This window comes from Bifidobacterium saguini DSM 23967 (assembly GCF_000741715.1).
Classification (GTDB): domain Bacteria; phylum Actinomycetota; class Actinomycetes; order Actinomycetales; family Bifidobacteriaceae; genus Bifidobacterium; species Bifidobacterium saguini.
Genome location: NZ_JGZN01000007.1, coordinates 174527 through 189013 on the forward strand (window position 1 = coordinate 174527; position 14487 = coordinate 189013).

Genomic DNA, 14487 nt, shown 5'->3' on the forward strand with positions numbered 1-14487 from the left:
CAACCACGCGCAGTTACTGCCTCTTTATGCAACAAAACAGGCCGTAACTGCGCGGGGTTATTGTTCTCTCGCGCAGTTACGGCCTGTTCAGCAGCCTGCCGGCTTAATGGCTCAGGACTTGATCTTGCCCATGACCACCTTGGTGACGGCCTTGGCATCGGCCTGACCGCGGGTGGCCTTCATCACGGCACCGATGATCACACCCATCGGCTTCATGTTGCCGCTCTTGAGCTTCTCAACCACGTCGGGGTTGGCCTCGAATGCAGCGTCGACAGCGGCTTCGATAGCGCCGTTGTCTTCGACGATCTTGTAGCCGTGCTTCTTGACGACCTCATCCGGAGTGCCTTCGCCCTTCAGCACACCTTCGACGGTCTGCTTAGCGAGCTTGTCGTTGAGCTTGCCATCGGCAATGAGCTTTTCGACTTCAGCCACATCGGCCGGAGTAATCGGCAGCTCTTCGAGGGAGACACCCTGAGCGTTGGCGGCGCGAGACAGCTCGCCCAGCCACCACTTGCGGGCGCCAGCAGCCTTAGCGCCAGCCTTGACGGTGTCCTCAATCAGGTCGAGAGCGTCGGCGTTGAGGATGTCACGCATCTGCAGATCGCTCAAGCCCCATTCAGCCTTGAGACGGTTGCGACGTTCACGCGGCATCTCCGGCATCTGGGCCTTGATCTCTTCGATATGCTCCTTGGTGATGTGCAGCATCACCAGATCCGGATCCGGGAAGTAACGGTAATCGTCAGCATCGGACTTCACACGGCCGCCAGCAGTGGTCTGCGTAGCCTCATCCCAGTGGCGGGTCTCCTGCAGAATATCCTTGCCTTCATCCAGACGAGCGGCCTGACGGCGAATCTCGTACTGGATGGTCTTCTCAATGCCGCGGAAGGAGTTCACGTTCTTGGTTTCAGAACGAGTGCCGTACGGAGCATCGGCGGACGGACGCAGGGAAACGTTCACGTCGGCGCGCATGTTGCCCTGCTCCATGCGAGCGTGGCTGATGTTCAGCGCACGCACGATGTCACGGATGGCACGCATGTAAGCACCTGCGATTTCCGGAGCACGGTCGCCAGCGCCCTCAATCGGCTTGGTCACAATCTCAATCAGCGGCACGCCGGCACGGTTGTAATCCACGAGAGAGTGATCGGCACCTTCGATACGGCCGTCAGCACCACCGACGTGGGTGTTCTTGCCAGCGTCATCCTCAATGTGGGCGCGCTCGATCGGCACGCGGAACACAGTGCCGTCTTCCAGCTCAACATCCAAGTAGCCGTTGCCATTGGTGGGCTTATCGTACTGGGAAATCTGGTAATCGCGCGGCATGTCCGGGTAGAAGTAGTTCTTACGAGCGAACTGGCTCCACTCGGCGATTTCGCAGTGCAGGGCAAGACCCAGCTTGATGGCGTAATCAACAGCCGTCTTGTTGACTACCGGAAGGCTACCCGGCAGACCCAGGGAAACCGGGGTCAGCTGAGTGTTCGGCTCACCACCGAACTCGATATGAGCCGGGCAGAACAGCTTAGTGTTCGTGCTGAGCTCAACGTGGGTTTCCAAGCCGAAGACCACATCATACTTCTTGGTGGCATCGGCGTACTTCATCAGTTTTTCAGCCATGATGTTGCTTATCTTTCCTTCCGATGCTTTACTCAGCGAGACCGTCAAGCCACGGGGTCTTGAGGCTGTTCCAAATCGGGCCGCCCCAGCTTTCCTCAAGGGCTGCCTCAAGTGCGGCTGCCGGCTTGTACATGACTTCGTCGCGCTGCTGCGGGGCGATGAACTGGAAGCCAACAGGCAGGCCATCGTCGGAGAGGCCGGCCGGAATGGACATGGCCGGCACACCGGCGAGGTTGGCTGGAATGGTGGCAATATCGTTCATGTACATGGCCAGCGGATCGTCCATCTTCTCGCCGAACTTGAAGGCGGTGGACGGGGAGGTCGGGGAGACCAGCACGTCAGCCTGTTCGAAGGCCTTCTTGAAGTCCTGGATGATGAGAGTACGGACCTTCTGAGCGGAACCGTACCAAGCATCGTAATAGCCAGCGGACAGCGCATAGGTGCCGAGGATAATACGACGCTTGACCTCGTCGCCGAAGCCAGCCTCACGGGTGTAGGCCATCATGTTGGCGGCGGTTTGCGGTACACCAGCCGGTGGCATCACGCGCAAGCCGTAGCGCATACCATCGTAGCGAGCCAGGTTGGAGCTCACCTCAGACGGCATGATGATGTAGTAAGCGCCCAGGGAGTAGCCGATGTGCGGTACGGAAACCTCAACGACCTCGGCGCCCATTTCCTTGAGCTTGTCGACAGCCTCGTTGAAGCGGGCTTCGACGCCAGGCTGGAAGCCATCACCGCCGAGCTCCTTGATGAGGCCGACCTTCAGACCCTTGAGATCGCGCTTAGCGCCTTCGCGTGCGGCGGCGACCATCGGGCGCGGGCCTTCAGGAATGGAAGTCGAATCGCGGCGATCATGGCCACCAATGACTTCCTGCAGCAGAGCAGAATCGAGCACGGTACGGGAAACCGGGCCAATCTGATCCAGAGAGGAGGCCATAGCAATGGCGCCGAAACGAGAAACGCCACCGTAGGTGGGCTTGACGCCGACAGTGCCGGTCAGAGCGCCCGGCTGACGGATGGAGCCACCGGTATCGGTGCCGAGGGCCAGCGGAGCCTCGAATGCGGCGACTGCGGAGGCAGAACCACCACCGGAACCGCCAGGCACACGCTCGGTATCCCACGGATTGTGGGTGGTCTGATAGGCGGAGTGCTCGGTGGAGGAGCCCTGTGCGAACTCATCCAGGTTGGTCTTGCCGAGCAACGGCATGCCAGCGGCCTTGAGCTTTTCGATGACGGTTGCGTCGTACGGCGGCACCCAGCCTTCGAGAATCTTGGAGGCTGCGGTGGTTTCGATGCCCTTGGTGACAATCATGTCCTTGATGGCAATCGGCACGCCGGCCAGTTCAGGCAGAGCGGCCTTGTCTTCGGCGGACTTCTTGTCGAAGGCATCGGCCTGCTCGAGAGCCACATCGCCGGAGACCTTCAGGAAGGCCTTGATGGATGGCTCGGCGGCTTCGATGACCTTGAGGTGGGCTTCGACCAGCTCGCGAGAGGTGACGTCGCCCTTCTTGATGGCAGCAGCCTGCTCGGCGGCGGACAGCTTAACGAGAGTTGCGGTTTCGTTGCTCATCGGGTTCACTCCTCGCTTCCCAGGATTCGCGGTGCCACGAACATACCGGCCTCGGTCTTCGGGCCTCCTGCAAGAGCCTCTTCCTGCGTGAGCGGGGTTTCGGCAACGTCCGGGCGCATGTAGGCTTCGAGCGGAACCGGGTTTGCGGTGGGCTCGACGTCGTCGGAAGCGACTTCCTGCACCTTGTTAATGGAGTCTGCGATGACGTTCAGTTCGCCCTGCAGACGGGTGATTTCCTCATCGGTGAGCGCGATTCGGGCAAGATCGCCCAAATGCACGATTTCTTCGCGTGAAAATGTTGGCATGCGCCTTACTATACGAGCGGTTTGTGACACGCTGAATATCAGCGCTCAAAGCATGAAGCTGACATTGCGGAACAGTGCCGCACACCTCTTTACTTCACATCCACATAATTGGTAACGAGTAAGCCGCCAGTCCAAGCCGCGGCTACCCAAACCAGCAGCATCAATCCGGACTGCCACCATTCGGGAATCCAGTAGTTCTGCTGAGAAGTGACCGAAGAGACTGCCTCACTGTTGATGCTCGCTCCGAGGAAATTATTCATCGCCATATCAGGCGTGAGATAAGCCAAGGTGCCAAGCCAGGAAATCTGACTGACCGCCATAGAAACGATGGCCAATACGGATGAGAGCACCATAAGCAGCACGACCACTGCGCTGACTCCGCCTACTGTGGAACGGGTCAAACCGCCTAGTCCTACCGCCATCAACGCAATGAGCATGATGACTACCGGGAATCCGACTACGGTGATGGGGATGATTCGCCATTGGCCATCGCTGAGCGGCGCAACATCATGACCTTGGACGAACAGCCAGAGTATGCCAGAGGCCAGCAGAATACCCACGATGCCTGAGGCGAGCGCGCAGAGTGCCACGGCGATTGACTTGCTGATATAGAACATGCCTCGTCTGGGATTGGCAGTCAGGCTAGATTGAATGGCGGATGTGGTGTATTCGCTGGTGATGGCCATAACGCCGAAAATGCCAATCACCAGCGCGGCGGTACTGCCCGAGGATGCCAGTACCGCCCAAAGATCGACGGCGGCGAGCGGCTTGGGTTGGTCGAGTGTTGTGCCGGTGGTGATATCAATGGTGGCCATGAGCGTTATGGTCCAGGCGCTCAGTGCGGCCATGCCCACCATAAGTGCGGCGGCTAGGCCGAGGAGAATCCATGTGGATTTCAATGATTGGAGCTTGAGCAGTTCGGCCTTGAGTGAGCCGAGGAACGACAGTCGGCTGCGGCGAGACCAACGGTTGGCGCGCCGGCTGGAGGAGCGTTGCTGGTAGCGGCCAGTGATGCTCTGGGTATTCATGACATTGGCATTAGCGCTTGCATGGGCATTATTGGAACTCATCGCGTCACCTCCGCAACCGGTTTAGTCTGATATTCGACCTGATTATGAGTTAATGCCATGTATGCCTCCTCTAGTGAGGCGTGTTCCTCGATAAGCTCATAGGTGATGAGTCCAGCTTGGGCAAATACGTGGGCTGCTGTGACCAAATCGGCTCCGGTGATGCGGAAGACCTCGCCAACAGGCGGGTCTGCAGGGGTACGTTGATCTGATATGACCTGCACTTCTTGCGCCGAAGAAAAAATCGCTTTGAGCTTGTCCGGCTCGGGGGTGACTACGCGGATGGACCGTGCGGAATGTTCAGCTACGAACTTACTGACTGTTGTGGTTTCCAGAATGTTGCCTTGCCCGATGATTACAAGATCGTCTGCAGTAAGCGCCACCTCGCTCATAAGATGTGAACTCAGCAGTACGGCACGCCCTTGCACGGCATAGTAGCGGCACAAGTCGCGTACCCATTTCACGCCTTCTGGGTCGAGCCCGTTGATGGGCTCGTCCAACACCAGATTATGGGGGTCTCCCAGTAACGCCGCGGCAATGGACAGGCGCTGGCTCATGCCAAGTGAAAATCGCCCGGCTTTGCCTTTAGCCACACTGGTTAAGCCGGTCATATCAATGACTTCATCCACTCGGCGTTCGGGAATGTTATTGGTATAGGCCAGAGCCAACAGATGGTCGCGGGCTGATCTCGATCGATGTGCGGATTTCGCGTCCAACACCGCGCCGACTGCACGCATTGGGGCGCGCAGGCTGGCGAATGGCTTGCCATCAATCAATGCATGGCCGCTGTCTGGAGCGATGAGGCCAAGCATCGCACGCATGGTAGTGGATTTGCCTGCTCCATTGGGACCCAAGAAGCCGGTGACCTTGCCATCTGCGGCTGTAAAGGTCACGTTATTCAGCGCTTGTTTGGACTTGAATCGTTTGCTGAGCCCCTCAACCTCAATCATGATTCAACTTTACGCGCCGATTTAACGCCCCGCCAGTACTACTGACGGTATTGCAAGGGAATGTTATTCCTCGTTCGCTTCTGAGTATTCTGTCGACCGGGTCAGCTCGGGTTTAGGAGGCGATAGTAGCGTGCTGAGCAATCCAAGCATGCATGGCTACGGCTGCTGCTGCGCCAGCGTTGATGGAGCGTACGGATCCGAACTGGGAAATGTAGACCACGTCATCGGCAAGGTCAAGAGCTTTTTGGCTTAAACCTGGACCCTCTGCTCCAAACAGCAGTAGGCAACGCTTAGGGAATCGGTAGGTTTCCATTGGCACTGCGCCTGGGATGATATCAAGGGCGATGACTCGGGCCGACTGCAGTTCTTTGATGCGATTATCTGCGTCCGCAAGTTCCGCCATTGCGTTTTGCACAAGGGAGATACCGCCAGCGTTACTCGTATTACTCGCATCGAACGAGTTAGGAATCAATGACTGGCTGCCCGCTACAGAGGCATTCGCACCATATTCATGAATATGGATGGCAGCCGCAGCGGCTCGGGCGCGTTCAGCAGCGATTTCGCCAGCGATGCGGTTGTGCCAGCATTCCACCAATTCAGCTATGGACGGGTGATGCTCTACATGCTGGTAGAGCTCGGTCATTAATGCACCTTTACGATTCCACTTATGTGGGCCAACGATGTGCACGCGCCTGGCTTGAAAGGCATTGGCCGTACGCACCATAGAGCCGATATTAAAATCGTGGGTCCAGTTTTCCACCGCGACTTCAAAATCATGGCGGCCATGCGCGTCCAAGTCATCTTTAATGGCCTGGACTGTCCAGTAACGGTAGCGGTCGAGCACGTTGCGGCGATCGCCATCATTCAGCAACTCGGTATCAAAGCGCGCATCGTAGTTCGCGGATGTTTGATCATCCGGGCGAGGTTCACCGGGATGAGTCTCAGCCCACGGACCTACACCGATTTCACGGAATTCAGGTTCACCGGAAGCCTTTGCGGCCAAGGAAATCTGATTTGGTGCGTGCACAATTACTCCTCTGCAGGCATCCGCGCAGCGCAAGATAATCGTTGCGCTTACCTCTCTCCCCTAGTTCGGGGAGCCCTACCAATACAACGCTATGAACTATGAACGGAGTTCGGACTCGTCAAAGACCTGGACGAACGGCAATACCTGACTATCTCCTGTTGCCGGATTCACCACGTTGATATCTTTGGCTCCACCGCCAACCAGTGATGCAATGGCTACAACCTTGGCACCAAGTTGTTCCACAATGCCAAAATCAAGGCTGAGCTCATTGCCGTTACGCAGTGTTACCAACGAGCTAGTCTGCACGTAAGACTTCTCCGACAGCCACGCATCAAGCAATACAACGCGGCGGCCTTCGATGGACGGCCCCTTGATGGAGGGGTATACGAAATCCATTACGAATCCGTCCAAATCTTCGCCGCGGGAGGCAGCTGCTTGAATCATGGCAGATACCATTGGCACCGCTGCTGCGGTCAAAGCACCTACTGCGTCAAAATCGTCCACCGAATATCCGGCATCTTCCAGAGCGTCGATGAGCACATGCCCCATGATCGGAGCTGCGTGATGGTCAAAAGTCACCGAAGCCAGTTCGGAGAACGGACGACCAACCACATGCTGCTTCAGCAAGGTAGCCAGCTGCTCACGCGGCTCCATCATCGCAAAGTCGTTGACGCTCTTTGCACCGGCAAGGTCCGGCGTACCAGTCGGGCGGAATCCAGATTCAGTCATGGTGCAAGCCTATCGCCTGAGGGGGTCAGGAATGAAAGGCAATCCTCAAAGTCTTTCCCATCCCTGAGAAAATCAAAGTCCAATTGCATTCCAAACATGGTTTTCACTACATATGCGGCACTCTCACTTTTACGCGTTATGCCGCGTCGCTGCCTTCAGCAGAAATGACTTCAGGTGCGGAGAGCTCGTTGATATTGCCTTTGTCGGATTCAATCAACGGCACTTCCTCAATTACCTTGGTTGGCTCAATCTTCTGCAGTTTGCGAGCCGTGGGCAGCACACGGCGTTCCAAGCTGGCCGCGAACTTGTTATATGCACCGACTGTCTTGGAAATCTGTGTACCCAGCTTGGTTGCGTAATCGCCCAGTACCGCAAAACGCTCATACAGTTCACGAGACAGATCGAAAAGCTGCTTGGCATCATCGGTAAGCGACTGCTGTTGCCATGCATACGCGACGGACTTCAGCACAGCCCATAACGTGACTGGTGAAGTAAGCGCCACCTTACGAGAGAACGCATCATCCATCAGCGTAGGATCAGCCTCGAGCGCTGCCTGCAATAATGCTTCGTTGGGAATAAATGCCACTACGAAATCCGGAGCGGTCGTGAAGGCATTCCAGTATGCCTTCTCTCCCAGCGCGCGCACATGATCACGCAATGCCTTGGCATGGGACCTCAACAAGTCATCCCGACGAGCCAATTCTTCAGGATTTGCCGTTTCCGGAATCTCGCACGCCCGCTGGTAATCGGCATACGGCACCTTCGCGTCAATCGGAATGGTTTTGCCGCCCGGCAGATGCACGATCATATCCGGGCGCAACGTTCGACCATCTGCACCGGTGACCACTACCTGCGTGTCGAAATCGACATGTTCAAGCAGGCCTGCGGATTCCACAATGTTCTTGAGCTGCGCTTCACCCCATGCGCCACGCACCTTGTTATTACGTAACGCAGCAGAAAGCGAGCTGGTTTCCTTATCCAAACGAGCCTGCTGATCGTTGAGCCCCTTGAGCTGAGCACCCAATGCGCCCATCTCTTGCTTACGGCCTTCCTCAATCTGAGTGACCTTGTTCTGCAAAGCATCAAGATTCTTAGCTACTGGAGCGAGCGCTTCCAATACCTTGCTCTGCTCTTTCAAGCGAGCTTCCTGTTCCTGGCGCTTAGTCTCGGCAGCCCGCGCATCCGCCAAACGCTTCTCTTCCGCAGCCTTGGCTTCAGCTTTGCGACGTTCCTCCGCTTCTGCAGCAGCGCGTTCACGCTCATGCTGAATACGAATTTGTTCCGCCTGCTGCGCCTGCGTTAACTGCGATTTGACGAACGCCAGCTGCTGGTTCAATCCCTCAATCTGTGCGCGAGCGGCGGCATTGTTCGATGCCAGCTCAGCTGATTCATTACGTGCGTCCTGTAGCAGAGCCCGGGACTCCTCAAGCTCCTGCGCTTTGGCATTACGAGCCATTTCCTGACCTTTATGCTTGCCAAGCACAAAACCTGCAAGGAGACCCAGCCCTGCACCAATTACCAATATCGCAATCACCAAGATTACGTTTCCCGTTTGTTCAAGCATGCTCCCAGTATCGCATCAGTTTTTCGGGAGGGAATAATTTTTCCCTCCCGATTTTTATGGTGCATGATGGAAGAGCCTTGCTCATGGTCTTACGATTTGACCAACCTCGCGATAGCCGCCGAAGCTTCAGCTAGCTTCTCATCGGCCACCGCCCCGCCTTCAACCGACGCCTGACGAACGCAGTGACCAAGATGATCATCCAACAACAGCAATGCCACAGACTTCAACGCCGAACTCGAAGCAGAAATCTGCGTGAGAATGTCAATACAGTATTTGTCGTCCTCCACCATCTGCTCTATTGCTCGGACCTGTCCTTCAATACGGCGAAGACGGGCCACGATCTTTGCCTTGTCGCCGCTATACCCGTGCATGGCTTCGCACCTCTTTCTTTTCCGTCAGCTGAACACTACCGATTATATACCCTATAGGGGTATTGGGTATACACTGTGGATTGAGTAGAATAACGAGAGGAAGGAGCAAGCATGGAATTCAATATCTTTGCGTTCGTGATAGCCCTGCTGTCAGCCGCTGCTATCACATGGGCAATTCTGCGATTCTTCTTCGCGCCGCAACGCGGCACATCCGGCACAATCAGCGACGGACAGCAGCAAGCAACCATCACCGTCAAGGGAGGCTATTCACCTGCCGTGGTGAACATGAAGGCCGGCATGCCCATCACCCTGACATTCGACCGACAGGAAACCGGCGAATGCACCTCACATGTGGTCTTCGGTGATTTGGGTCTTGACGCGATGCTGCCAGGCAACACCGCAACTGACGTAAAACTGCCAGCATTACCTGCCGGCGAGTATCCATTCGCCTGCGGCATGAACATGGTACATGGATTGCTGCGCGTGGAGGGGAACGCGAACGAGTTCCATTCACTAGTCTTATCGTCAAAGGAAGCCAAGAACACCGTAGAGGCGTCTCACAGCCCAACCGAAAGTTCCGCAAGCGTCCATGTCAACGCCCCCGCAGTGGATGCAGCGGCAGCCGAACAACGTCAAGCGCAAGAGCGCAGCAATGAAATCAAGACACTCACCAAGCTCGTAATCATTGGCACAGTGCTCACCATCCCGGTTTTCGTCACCACCATGCTGCATATGGCAAATCCATCCCTGGTGCCGTATTGGATGATCAATCCGTGGCTGCAAGCCATTCTGATCACACCAGTGATGTTCTATTGCGGGCATCCCATCCACAGTGTTGGCTTCCCGGCGCTTGCTCATCGCTCACCGGACATGAATTCCCTTGTATCCTTGGGCACTTCTGCCGCATACATCTACAGTTTGGTTACGTGCATCGCACCGTGGGTGTTTCCCGAGGGGTCTCGCGAACCGTATTTTGAATCTGTAGGCGTAGTCATCACGCTCGTGCTAGTTGGCCGATTGCTTGAAAACAAGGCACGAGAGGGCACCGGCAAAGCAGTGCAATCGCTCATCAAGCTGCGCCCGCGCACTGCCCATAAACTGAACGACGGCATTCCCACTGACTCAAGTGCCAGTGGGCAATGGCTCAACCCTGCACACAGCACAAACGTTGACGCCGACTCGATAGCAACCAGTGATCAGCTGGTAGTACGCAACGGCGAGCGCGTGCCTACCGATGGCGTCATTGTCGCCGGCGAAGTCACAGTGGATGAATCGATGATTACCGGCGAATCCAAGCCCGTAGCCAAAGCAGCTGGCTCATTGCTTACCGGCGCGACCGTGGTGATGCACGGCGATTGCGTCATGAAAGCTACTCAAGTAGGTGCAAACACGGTGCTTTCGCAAATCACTGCAATGGTTGCACGTGCTCAGGCGACTAAAGCTCCTGTACAACAGCTGGCGGATCGTATCGCCCGTTATTTTGTCCCCGCAGTGATGATTATCGCCGTCTGGGCGTTCGCAATTTGGGCATCGGTTGGGCCGACTCCGCAACTGGCCCATGCACTTGTTACGGCAGTCAGCGTACTGATTATTGCCTGCCCGTGCGCTTTGGGACTTGCCACTCCGCTTTCCGTAACAGTGGCGCTCGGCCTCGGCGCCACGAATGGTGTGTTGGTCACATCAGCGAAGGCTTTGGAGCAGGCCCGCCACATTGGCACCGTAGTGTTCGACAAGACCGGTACTATTACGCGTGGCGTGGTGGACAAGAACGCCGAATGGAATAGCCCCAGCTACAAGCAGGACACCCTCAAAGATGGTTCCGTTGAAGCGATTGCAGCTTTGCGGGCACGCGGTATTCGCACAGTGATGCTTTCAGGCGATAAAGCTGACGTCGCCGCCCGTATTGCACGAGAGGTCGGCATTGACACCGTCATCTGCGAAGTCAAACCAGATGGTAAGGCTCATTGGATTCAACAGCTGCAACGCGAACGAGACGACGCCCAGTACGCATTGGGCTCCTCGAGCAACAACCTCTCCAACAGCACCCCTGACAACGGCAACGCCGGTAAAACCACCGACCAACTTACAGCGAGCGCTACAAACGCTGCAAACTCTACAAACCAGAAACGCTCTGGCGACGATAATCTCATTGCTATGGTGGGCGACGGTATTAACGATGCCCCGGCATTGGCCCAGGCTGATCTTGGTATCGCCATCGGCACTGGCACCGATGTAGCAATGCAGTCCGCAGATGTGACCCTGATGAGCGGTGATTTGCGCGGCGTGCTGAAAACCATCAATCTGTCAGAGGCCACCATGCGCAACATTCGGGAGAACTTGGGTTGGGCATTCGGCTATAACATCATCGGCATTCCGATTGCGGCCGGCATCCTGTACCCATTCACTGGTTGGCTGCTAAGTCCTATGCTCGCAGGATTGACTATGGCATTAAGCTCCGTTTGCCTCGTGCTGAATGCAAACCGCCTGCACGCCGCGAATATCACCCATAACATTGATTCACCAAGGAATGGCTCATTGCATGGTCTATCGTGCAATCCACCGCAAGACATATCGCAAAACACAACAGAAACAGCTAATGCGGCACCTGCCAACCACGCTTCACTCGCATCTTCACTTGACGCGAACAACTCTCTGCCCGGCAATCACGAACCCACTATCATCGTCGATGATCGCACCGAGCTTACACACCTGTCCAATCACACACACAACATCAAGGAGAATCCTATGGATATGAACATGCACATGCATCACGCCGCCCCTGTAGACGGTGAAACCGCAACCGACCCAGTGTGCGGTATGACCGTGGCCGTAAACGCTGACGCCATCACCCGCGAATATGAAGGCAAGACCTATTACTTCTGCGGCGAGCATTGCGCCAACAACTTCGCTAAGGCACCGCAGATTTTCCTGGAGAAGTAAATCCAAACCTGCAGCAGTCTCATACAAAAAATGACCTCCGCCTTGCGACGGAGGTCATTCCATATGTGCCAAGAATCAGGCACCAAAGAAGAACACGAACATCCAGCAACCGATGATGGCGCCAACAATCGGAGCCACGACCGGAATCCAAGCCTCGCCCCAACGGGAAGAGCCCTTGGACGGAATCGGCAGAATGGCGTGAAGCAGTCGCGGCATAAGATCGCGTGCCGGGTTCAGACCAGGGCCGGTCGGACCACCCATAGAGGTCACAAGACCCCACACAATGAAGCCGACCACGATGGAAGCGGCAGCGTAATCCTGCTTGCCCCACGGCAGGGAGAGGCAGCACAGTGCACCAAAGACGAGCACGAGGGTGCCAAACATCTCGTTGAGGAAGTAGTTGGCCTTGTCGTTGTGAGCATCGGTGGTGCAGAAAGTACCGAGAATAGCCTCAGGATCTTCAGTCTCCTTGTAATGCGGCCAATAGGTCAGGTATACGATGAACTGGCCCAGAGCGGCACCGAGCAGCTGAGCGATAATGTACGGCAGTACTTCGTTCCACGGGAACAAACCGTTAATAGCCTGAGCAAGAGTCATGGCCGGGTTGATGTGAGCGCCAGAAACAGCACCGAACATCAGCACCGGGAACATCACACCAAAGCCGTAGCCCATAGCGATGTTCAGCCAGCCAGCGTGATGGCCCTTGGTGTTCTTAAGTTCGACGTTGGCCACAGAGCCGTTGCCGAAAATCATCAGAATGGCGGTGCCGAAGAATTCGGCAGCCAGCTTGGTAAAGAGGGAGTATTCCACTGCTTTTTCTTTTCTCGTTCTAGTGAATAATGTGACCTGCAGCGGCCGAATGGCCAAGTCACGCAAACGGGATAAGTGTACGCCGAGGGCTGAACGTGAGATAACACGTAAAAACAAAAAACCGGAACCTTTCGGTTCCGGTTGTCTGTGCCCCCGCAGGGATTCGAACCCTGGACACGCTGATTAAGAGTCAGCTGCTCTAACCAACTGAGCTACAGGGGCGTTGGCTAGTTGTTGAAGTGTTCCTTGCAACGAGTGATAAATATACTCAGATTCGAAGCGAGTGCAAGTCTCGGCGTGTCGCCCAGAATTTCAACGTTTTGAAATTCGCGATTTTGCAGCAGAACGTCGACTCCGCACGCACAGTAAGCATGTCATCATCACAGCTTCACAAAATACACACACTATGACCGCTGCTGAGTATGCCCATGATTATGAGATACCACGTAATTCCTTAGCAGTCTCTCCCTCAGTCAGCCTTCGGCTGCCAGCTCGTCCTGCAATTACAGTCAGGCTTTCGCCTGCGATCTGCTAACTCGCTGACGCTCGTCCTCGCCTACAAACAGCCCACTGGGCTGTTTGCCCTACGGCTCAGCCCATCAGAGGGAGCCAATAAAAAGAAAACCAATACATCCTCCCCGGCTCACCCCGGCAAAGGGAGCCAGGGGACGAAATAAACGAAAGCCCCGCGCTGCGTGAAACACACAAGCGCGGGGCTTTCAATGCTTAAGCTCAGACTTTTAGCCTGAAAGATTCCAGCATTATGCCGGAATGGTTCACTCGGCCACGACCTTCACGAAGAAGGAAGCGGTGATCTCCGGATGGAGGGCCACCTTGGCAGGGAAGTCGCCGGTGGTCTTGATGGACTCGACCTCGATGGACTTCGGATCAACCGGAGCCTTGTCGGCCAGAGCGATGGCGATGGCTTCCTTGGAGATGCCACCGAACAGCTTGCCGGACTCGGAAACCTTGGCAGCGATCTCGACGGTGGTGCCCTCGATAGCAGCCTTAGCAGCCACGGCGTCTTCACGGGTGGCAACGGCCTTGGCCAGACGAGCGCGCTTCATAGCGGTGATCTGAGCCTCAGCGCCCTTGGTCCAAGCGAAAGCCAGGCCCTGCGGGAACAGGTAGTTGCGAGCGTAGCCAGCCTTAACGTTGACGACGTCGCCCGGGTGACCCAGGTGAGCCACGGTCTTGGTGAGAATAACCTTAGATTCAGCCATTGTTCAAGCCTTCCTAACTCAGCGACCGGAAGTGGCGTACGGCAGCAGAGCCATCTCGCGGGCGTTCTTGATAGCCTTGGAGATCTCGCGCTGTTCCTGAACGGTCACACCGGTGATACGGCGGGAACGAATCTTGCCGCGATCGGAGATGAACTTACGCAGCAGCGCAACGTCCTTGTAATCGATCTCGGTAATCTTGGCAGCCTTCAGTGGGTTCGGCTTCTTCTTGAACGGCTTGACCGGCGGTTGCGGCCTCTTACGGGACATGATGTTCTCCTTATAAATCTTGATATTGATTGCTGCTGTTGAGCTGTGTGCAG

General features: G+C 56.0%; 13 protein-coding genes, 1 tRNA gene and 1 pseudogene. 1 reads left to right on the forward strand and 14 read right to left on the reverse strand.

The features are described from left to right. Window positions 1-111: 111 nt before the first annotated feature. The 10 genes and pseudogenes from gatB to BISA_RS05350 form a co-directional block, all read right to left on the reverse strand. Window positions 112-1611, reverse strand: a complete 1500-nt coding sequence (gene gatB, locus BISA_RS05310) for an Asp-tRNA(Asn)/Glu-tRNA(Gln) amidotransferase subunit GatB (RefSeq protein ID WP_033890647.1) — start codon at window positions 1609-1611, stop codon at window positions 112-114. A gap of 28 nt (window positions 1612-1639) precedes the next feature. Next, window positions 1640-3181 carry an Asp-tRNA(Asn)/Glu-tRNA(Gln) amidotransferase subunit GatA gene (gene gatA, locus BISA_RS05315; RefSeq protein WP_033890648.1) on the reverse strand — a complete coding sequence of 514 codons (1542 nt, stop codon included), beginning with the start codon at window positions 3179-3181 and terminating at the stop codon, window positions 1640-1642. A 5-nt stretch (window positions 3182-3186) separates the two neighbouring features. Further along, window positions 3187-3486: an Asp-tRNA(Asn)/Glu-tRNA(Gln) amidotransferase subunit GatC gene (gene gatC, locus BISA_RS05320; RefSeq protein ID WP_033890649.1), complete on the reverse strand. Its 300-nt coding sequence runs from the start codon at window positions 3484-3486 to the stop codon at window positions 3187-3189. Window positions 3487-3575: 89 nt separating this feature from the next. After that, window positions 3576-4556, reverse strand: coding sequence for a permease of ABC transporter system (locus BISA_RS05325; protein ID WP_033890651.1), 981 nt, complete (start codon window positions 4554-4556; stop codon window positions 3576-3578). Then, on the reverse strand, window positions 4553-5503 hold the full coding sequence (locus BISA_RS05330; RefSeq protein ID WP_033890652.1) for an ATP-binding cassette domain-containing protein: 951 nt from the start codon (window positions 5501-5503) through the stop codon (window positions 4553-4555). Before BISA_RS05330 ends, BISA_RS05325 begins: the two co-directional genes overlap by 4 nt. Before the next feature lie 112 nt (window positions 5504-5615). Then, the gene (locus BISA_RS13590) at window positions 5616-5975 is read right to left on the reverse strand and encodes a TrmH family RNA methyltransferase (RefSeq protein WP_420308627.1); all 360 of its coding nucleotides are present in this window, start codon (window positions 5973-5975) and stop codon (window positions 5616-5618) included. 38 nt (window positions 5976-6013) lie between these two features. Then, a pseudogene (locus BISA_RS13595) lies at window positions 6014-6530 on the reverse strand (RNA methyltransferase); the annotation flags it as partial. A gap of 96 nt (window positions 6531-6626) precedes the next feature. Next, the gene (locus BISA_RS05340) at window positions 6627-7259 is read right to left on the reverse strand and encodes a type I phosphoribosyltransferase (RefSeq protein ID WP_033890655.1); all 633 of its coding nucleotides are present in this window, start codon (window positions 7257-7259) and stop codon (window positions 6627-6629) included. Between the two features lie 136 nt (window positions 7260-7395). Further along, window positions 7396-8823, reverse strand: a complete 1428-nt coding sequence (locus BISA_RS05345; RefSeq protein ID WP_033890656.1) for a DNA recombination protein RmuC — start codon at window positions 8821-8823, stop codon at window positions 7396-7398. Window positions 8824-8912: 89 nt separating this feature from the next. Then, window positions 8913-9194 (reverse strand): metal-sensitive transcriptional regulator, encoded by a 282-nt coding sequence (locus BISA_RS05350; RefSeq protein WP_033890657.1) that lies wholly within the window; start codon window positions 9192-9194, stop codon window positions 8913-8915. 111 nt (window positions 9195-9305) lie between these two features. On the opposite strand from BISA_RS05350, the gene BISA_RS05355 reads away from it, so the two are divergent. Beyond that, entirely contained in the window at window positions 9306-12134 is a 2829-nt protein-coding gene (locus BISA_RS05355; RefSeq protein ID WP_033890658.1) for an HAD-IC family P-type ATPase, read from the forward strand. 75 nt (window positions 12135-12209) lie between these two features. Here BISA_RS05355 and BISA_RS05360 read toward each other — a convergent pair whose 3' ends face one another. The 4 genes from BISA_RS05360 to rpsR all read right to left on the reverse strand — a co-directional run bounded on the left by BISA_RS05360 (window position 12210) and on the right by rpsR (window position 14434). Beyond that, window positions 12210-12944 carry an MIP/aquaporin family protein gene (locus BISA_RS05360; protein WP_033890659.1) on the reverse strand — a complete coding sequence of 245 codons (735 nt, stop codon included), beginning with the start codon at window positions 12942-12944 and terminating at the stop codon, window positions 12210-12212. Window positions 12945-13092: 148 nt separating this feature from the next. After that, window positions 13093-13166 (reverse strand) — tRNA-Lys (locus BISA_RS05365). 554 nt (window positions 13167-13720) lie between these two features. Beyond that, a complete protein-coding gene (rplI, locus tag BISA_RS05370) occupies window positions 13721-14167 on the reverse strand; it encodes a 50S ribosomal protein L9 (RefSeq protein ID WP_033890660.1) in 447 nt (148 codons plus the stop codon). 18 nt (window positions 14168-14185) lie between these two features. Next, window positions 14186-14434 carry a 30S ribosomal protein S18 gene (gene rpsR, locus BISA_RS05375; RefSeq protein WP_033890661.1) on the reverse strand — a complete coding sequence of 83 codons (249 nt, stop codon included), beginning with the start codon at window positions 14432-14434 and terminating at the stop codon, window positions 14186-14188. Window positions 14435-14487: the final 53 nt, after the last annotated feature.

Bases quoted from the DNA above. Each gene is read 5' to 3' on its own strand.
- gatB (WP_033890647.1), bottom strand. From the start codon at position 1,611: ATGGCTGAAAAACTGATGAAGTACGCCGATGCCACCAAGAAGTATGAT.
- gatA (WP_033890648.1), bottom strand. From the start codon at position 3,181: ATGAGCAACGAAACCGCAACTCTCGTTAAGCTGTCCGCCGCCGAGCAG.
- gatC (WP_033890649.1), bottom strand. From the start codon at position 3,486: ATGCCAACATTTTCACGCGAAGAAATCGTGCATTTGGGCGATCTTGCC.
- BISA_RS05325 (WP_033890651.1), bottom strand. From the start codon at position 4,556: ATGAGTTCCAATAATGCCCATGCAAGCGCTAATGCCAATGTCATGAAT.
- BISA_RS05330 (WP_033890652.1), bottom strand. From the start codon at position 5,503: ATGATTGAGGTTGAGGGGCTCAGCAAACGATTCAAGTCCAAACAAGCG.
- BISA_RS05340 (WP_033890655.1), bottom strand. From the start codon at position 7,259: ATGACTGAATCTGGATTCCGCCCGACTGGTACGCCGGACCTTGCCGGT.
- BISA_RS05345 (WP_033890656.1), bottom strand. From the start codon at position 8,823: ATGCTTGAACAAACGGGAAACGTAATCTTGGTGATTGCGATATTGGTA.
- BISA_RS05350 (WP_033890657.1), bottom strand. From the start codon at position 9,194: ATGCACGGGTATAGCGGCGACAAGGCAAAGATCGTGGCCCGTCTTCGC.
- BISA_RS05355 (WP_033890658.1), top strand. From the start codon at position 9,306: ATGGAATTCAATATCTTTGCGTTCGTGATAGCCCTGCTGTCAGCCGCT.
- rplI (WP_033890660.1), bottom strand. From the start codon at position 14,167: ATGGCTGAATCTAAGGTTATTCTCACCAAGACCGTGGCTCACCTGGGT.
- rpsR (WP_033890661.1), bottom strand. From the start codon at position 14,434: ATGTCCCGTAAGAGGCCGCAACCGCCGGTCAAGCCGTTCAAGAAGAAG.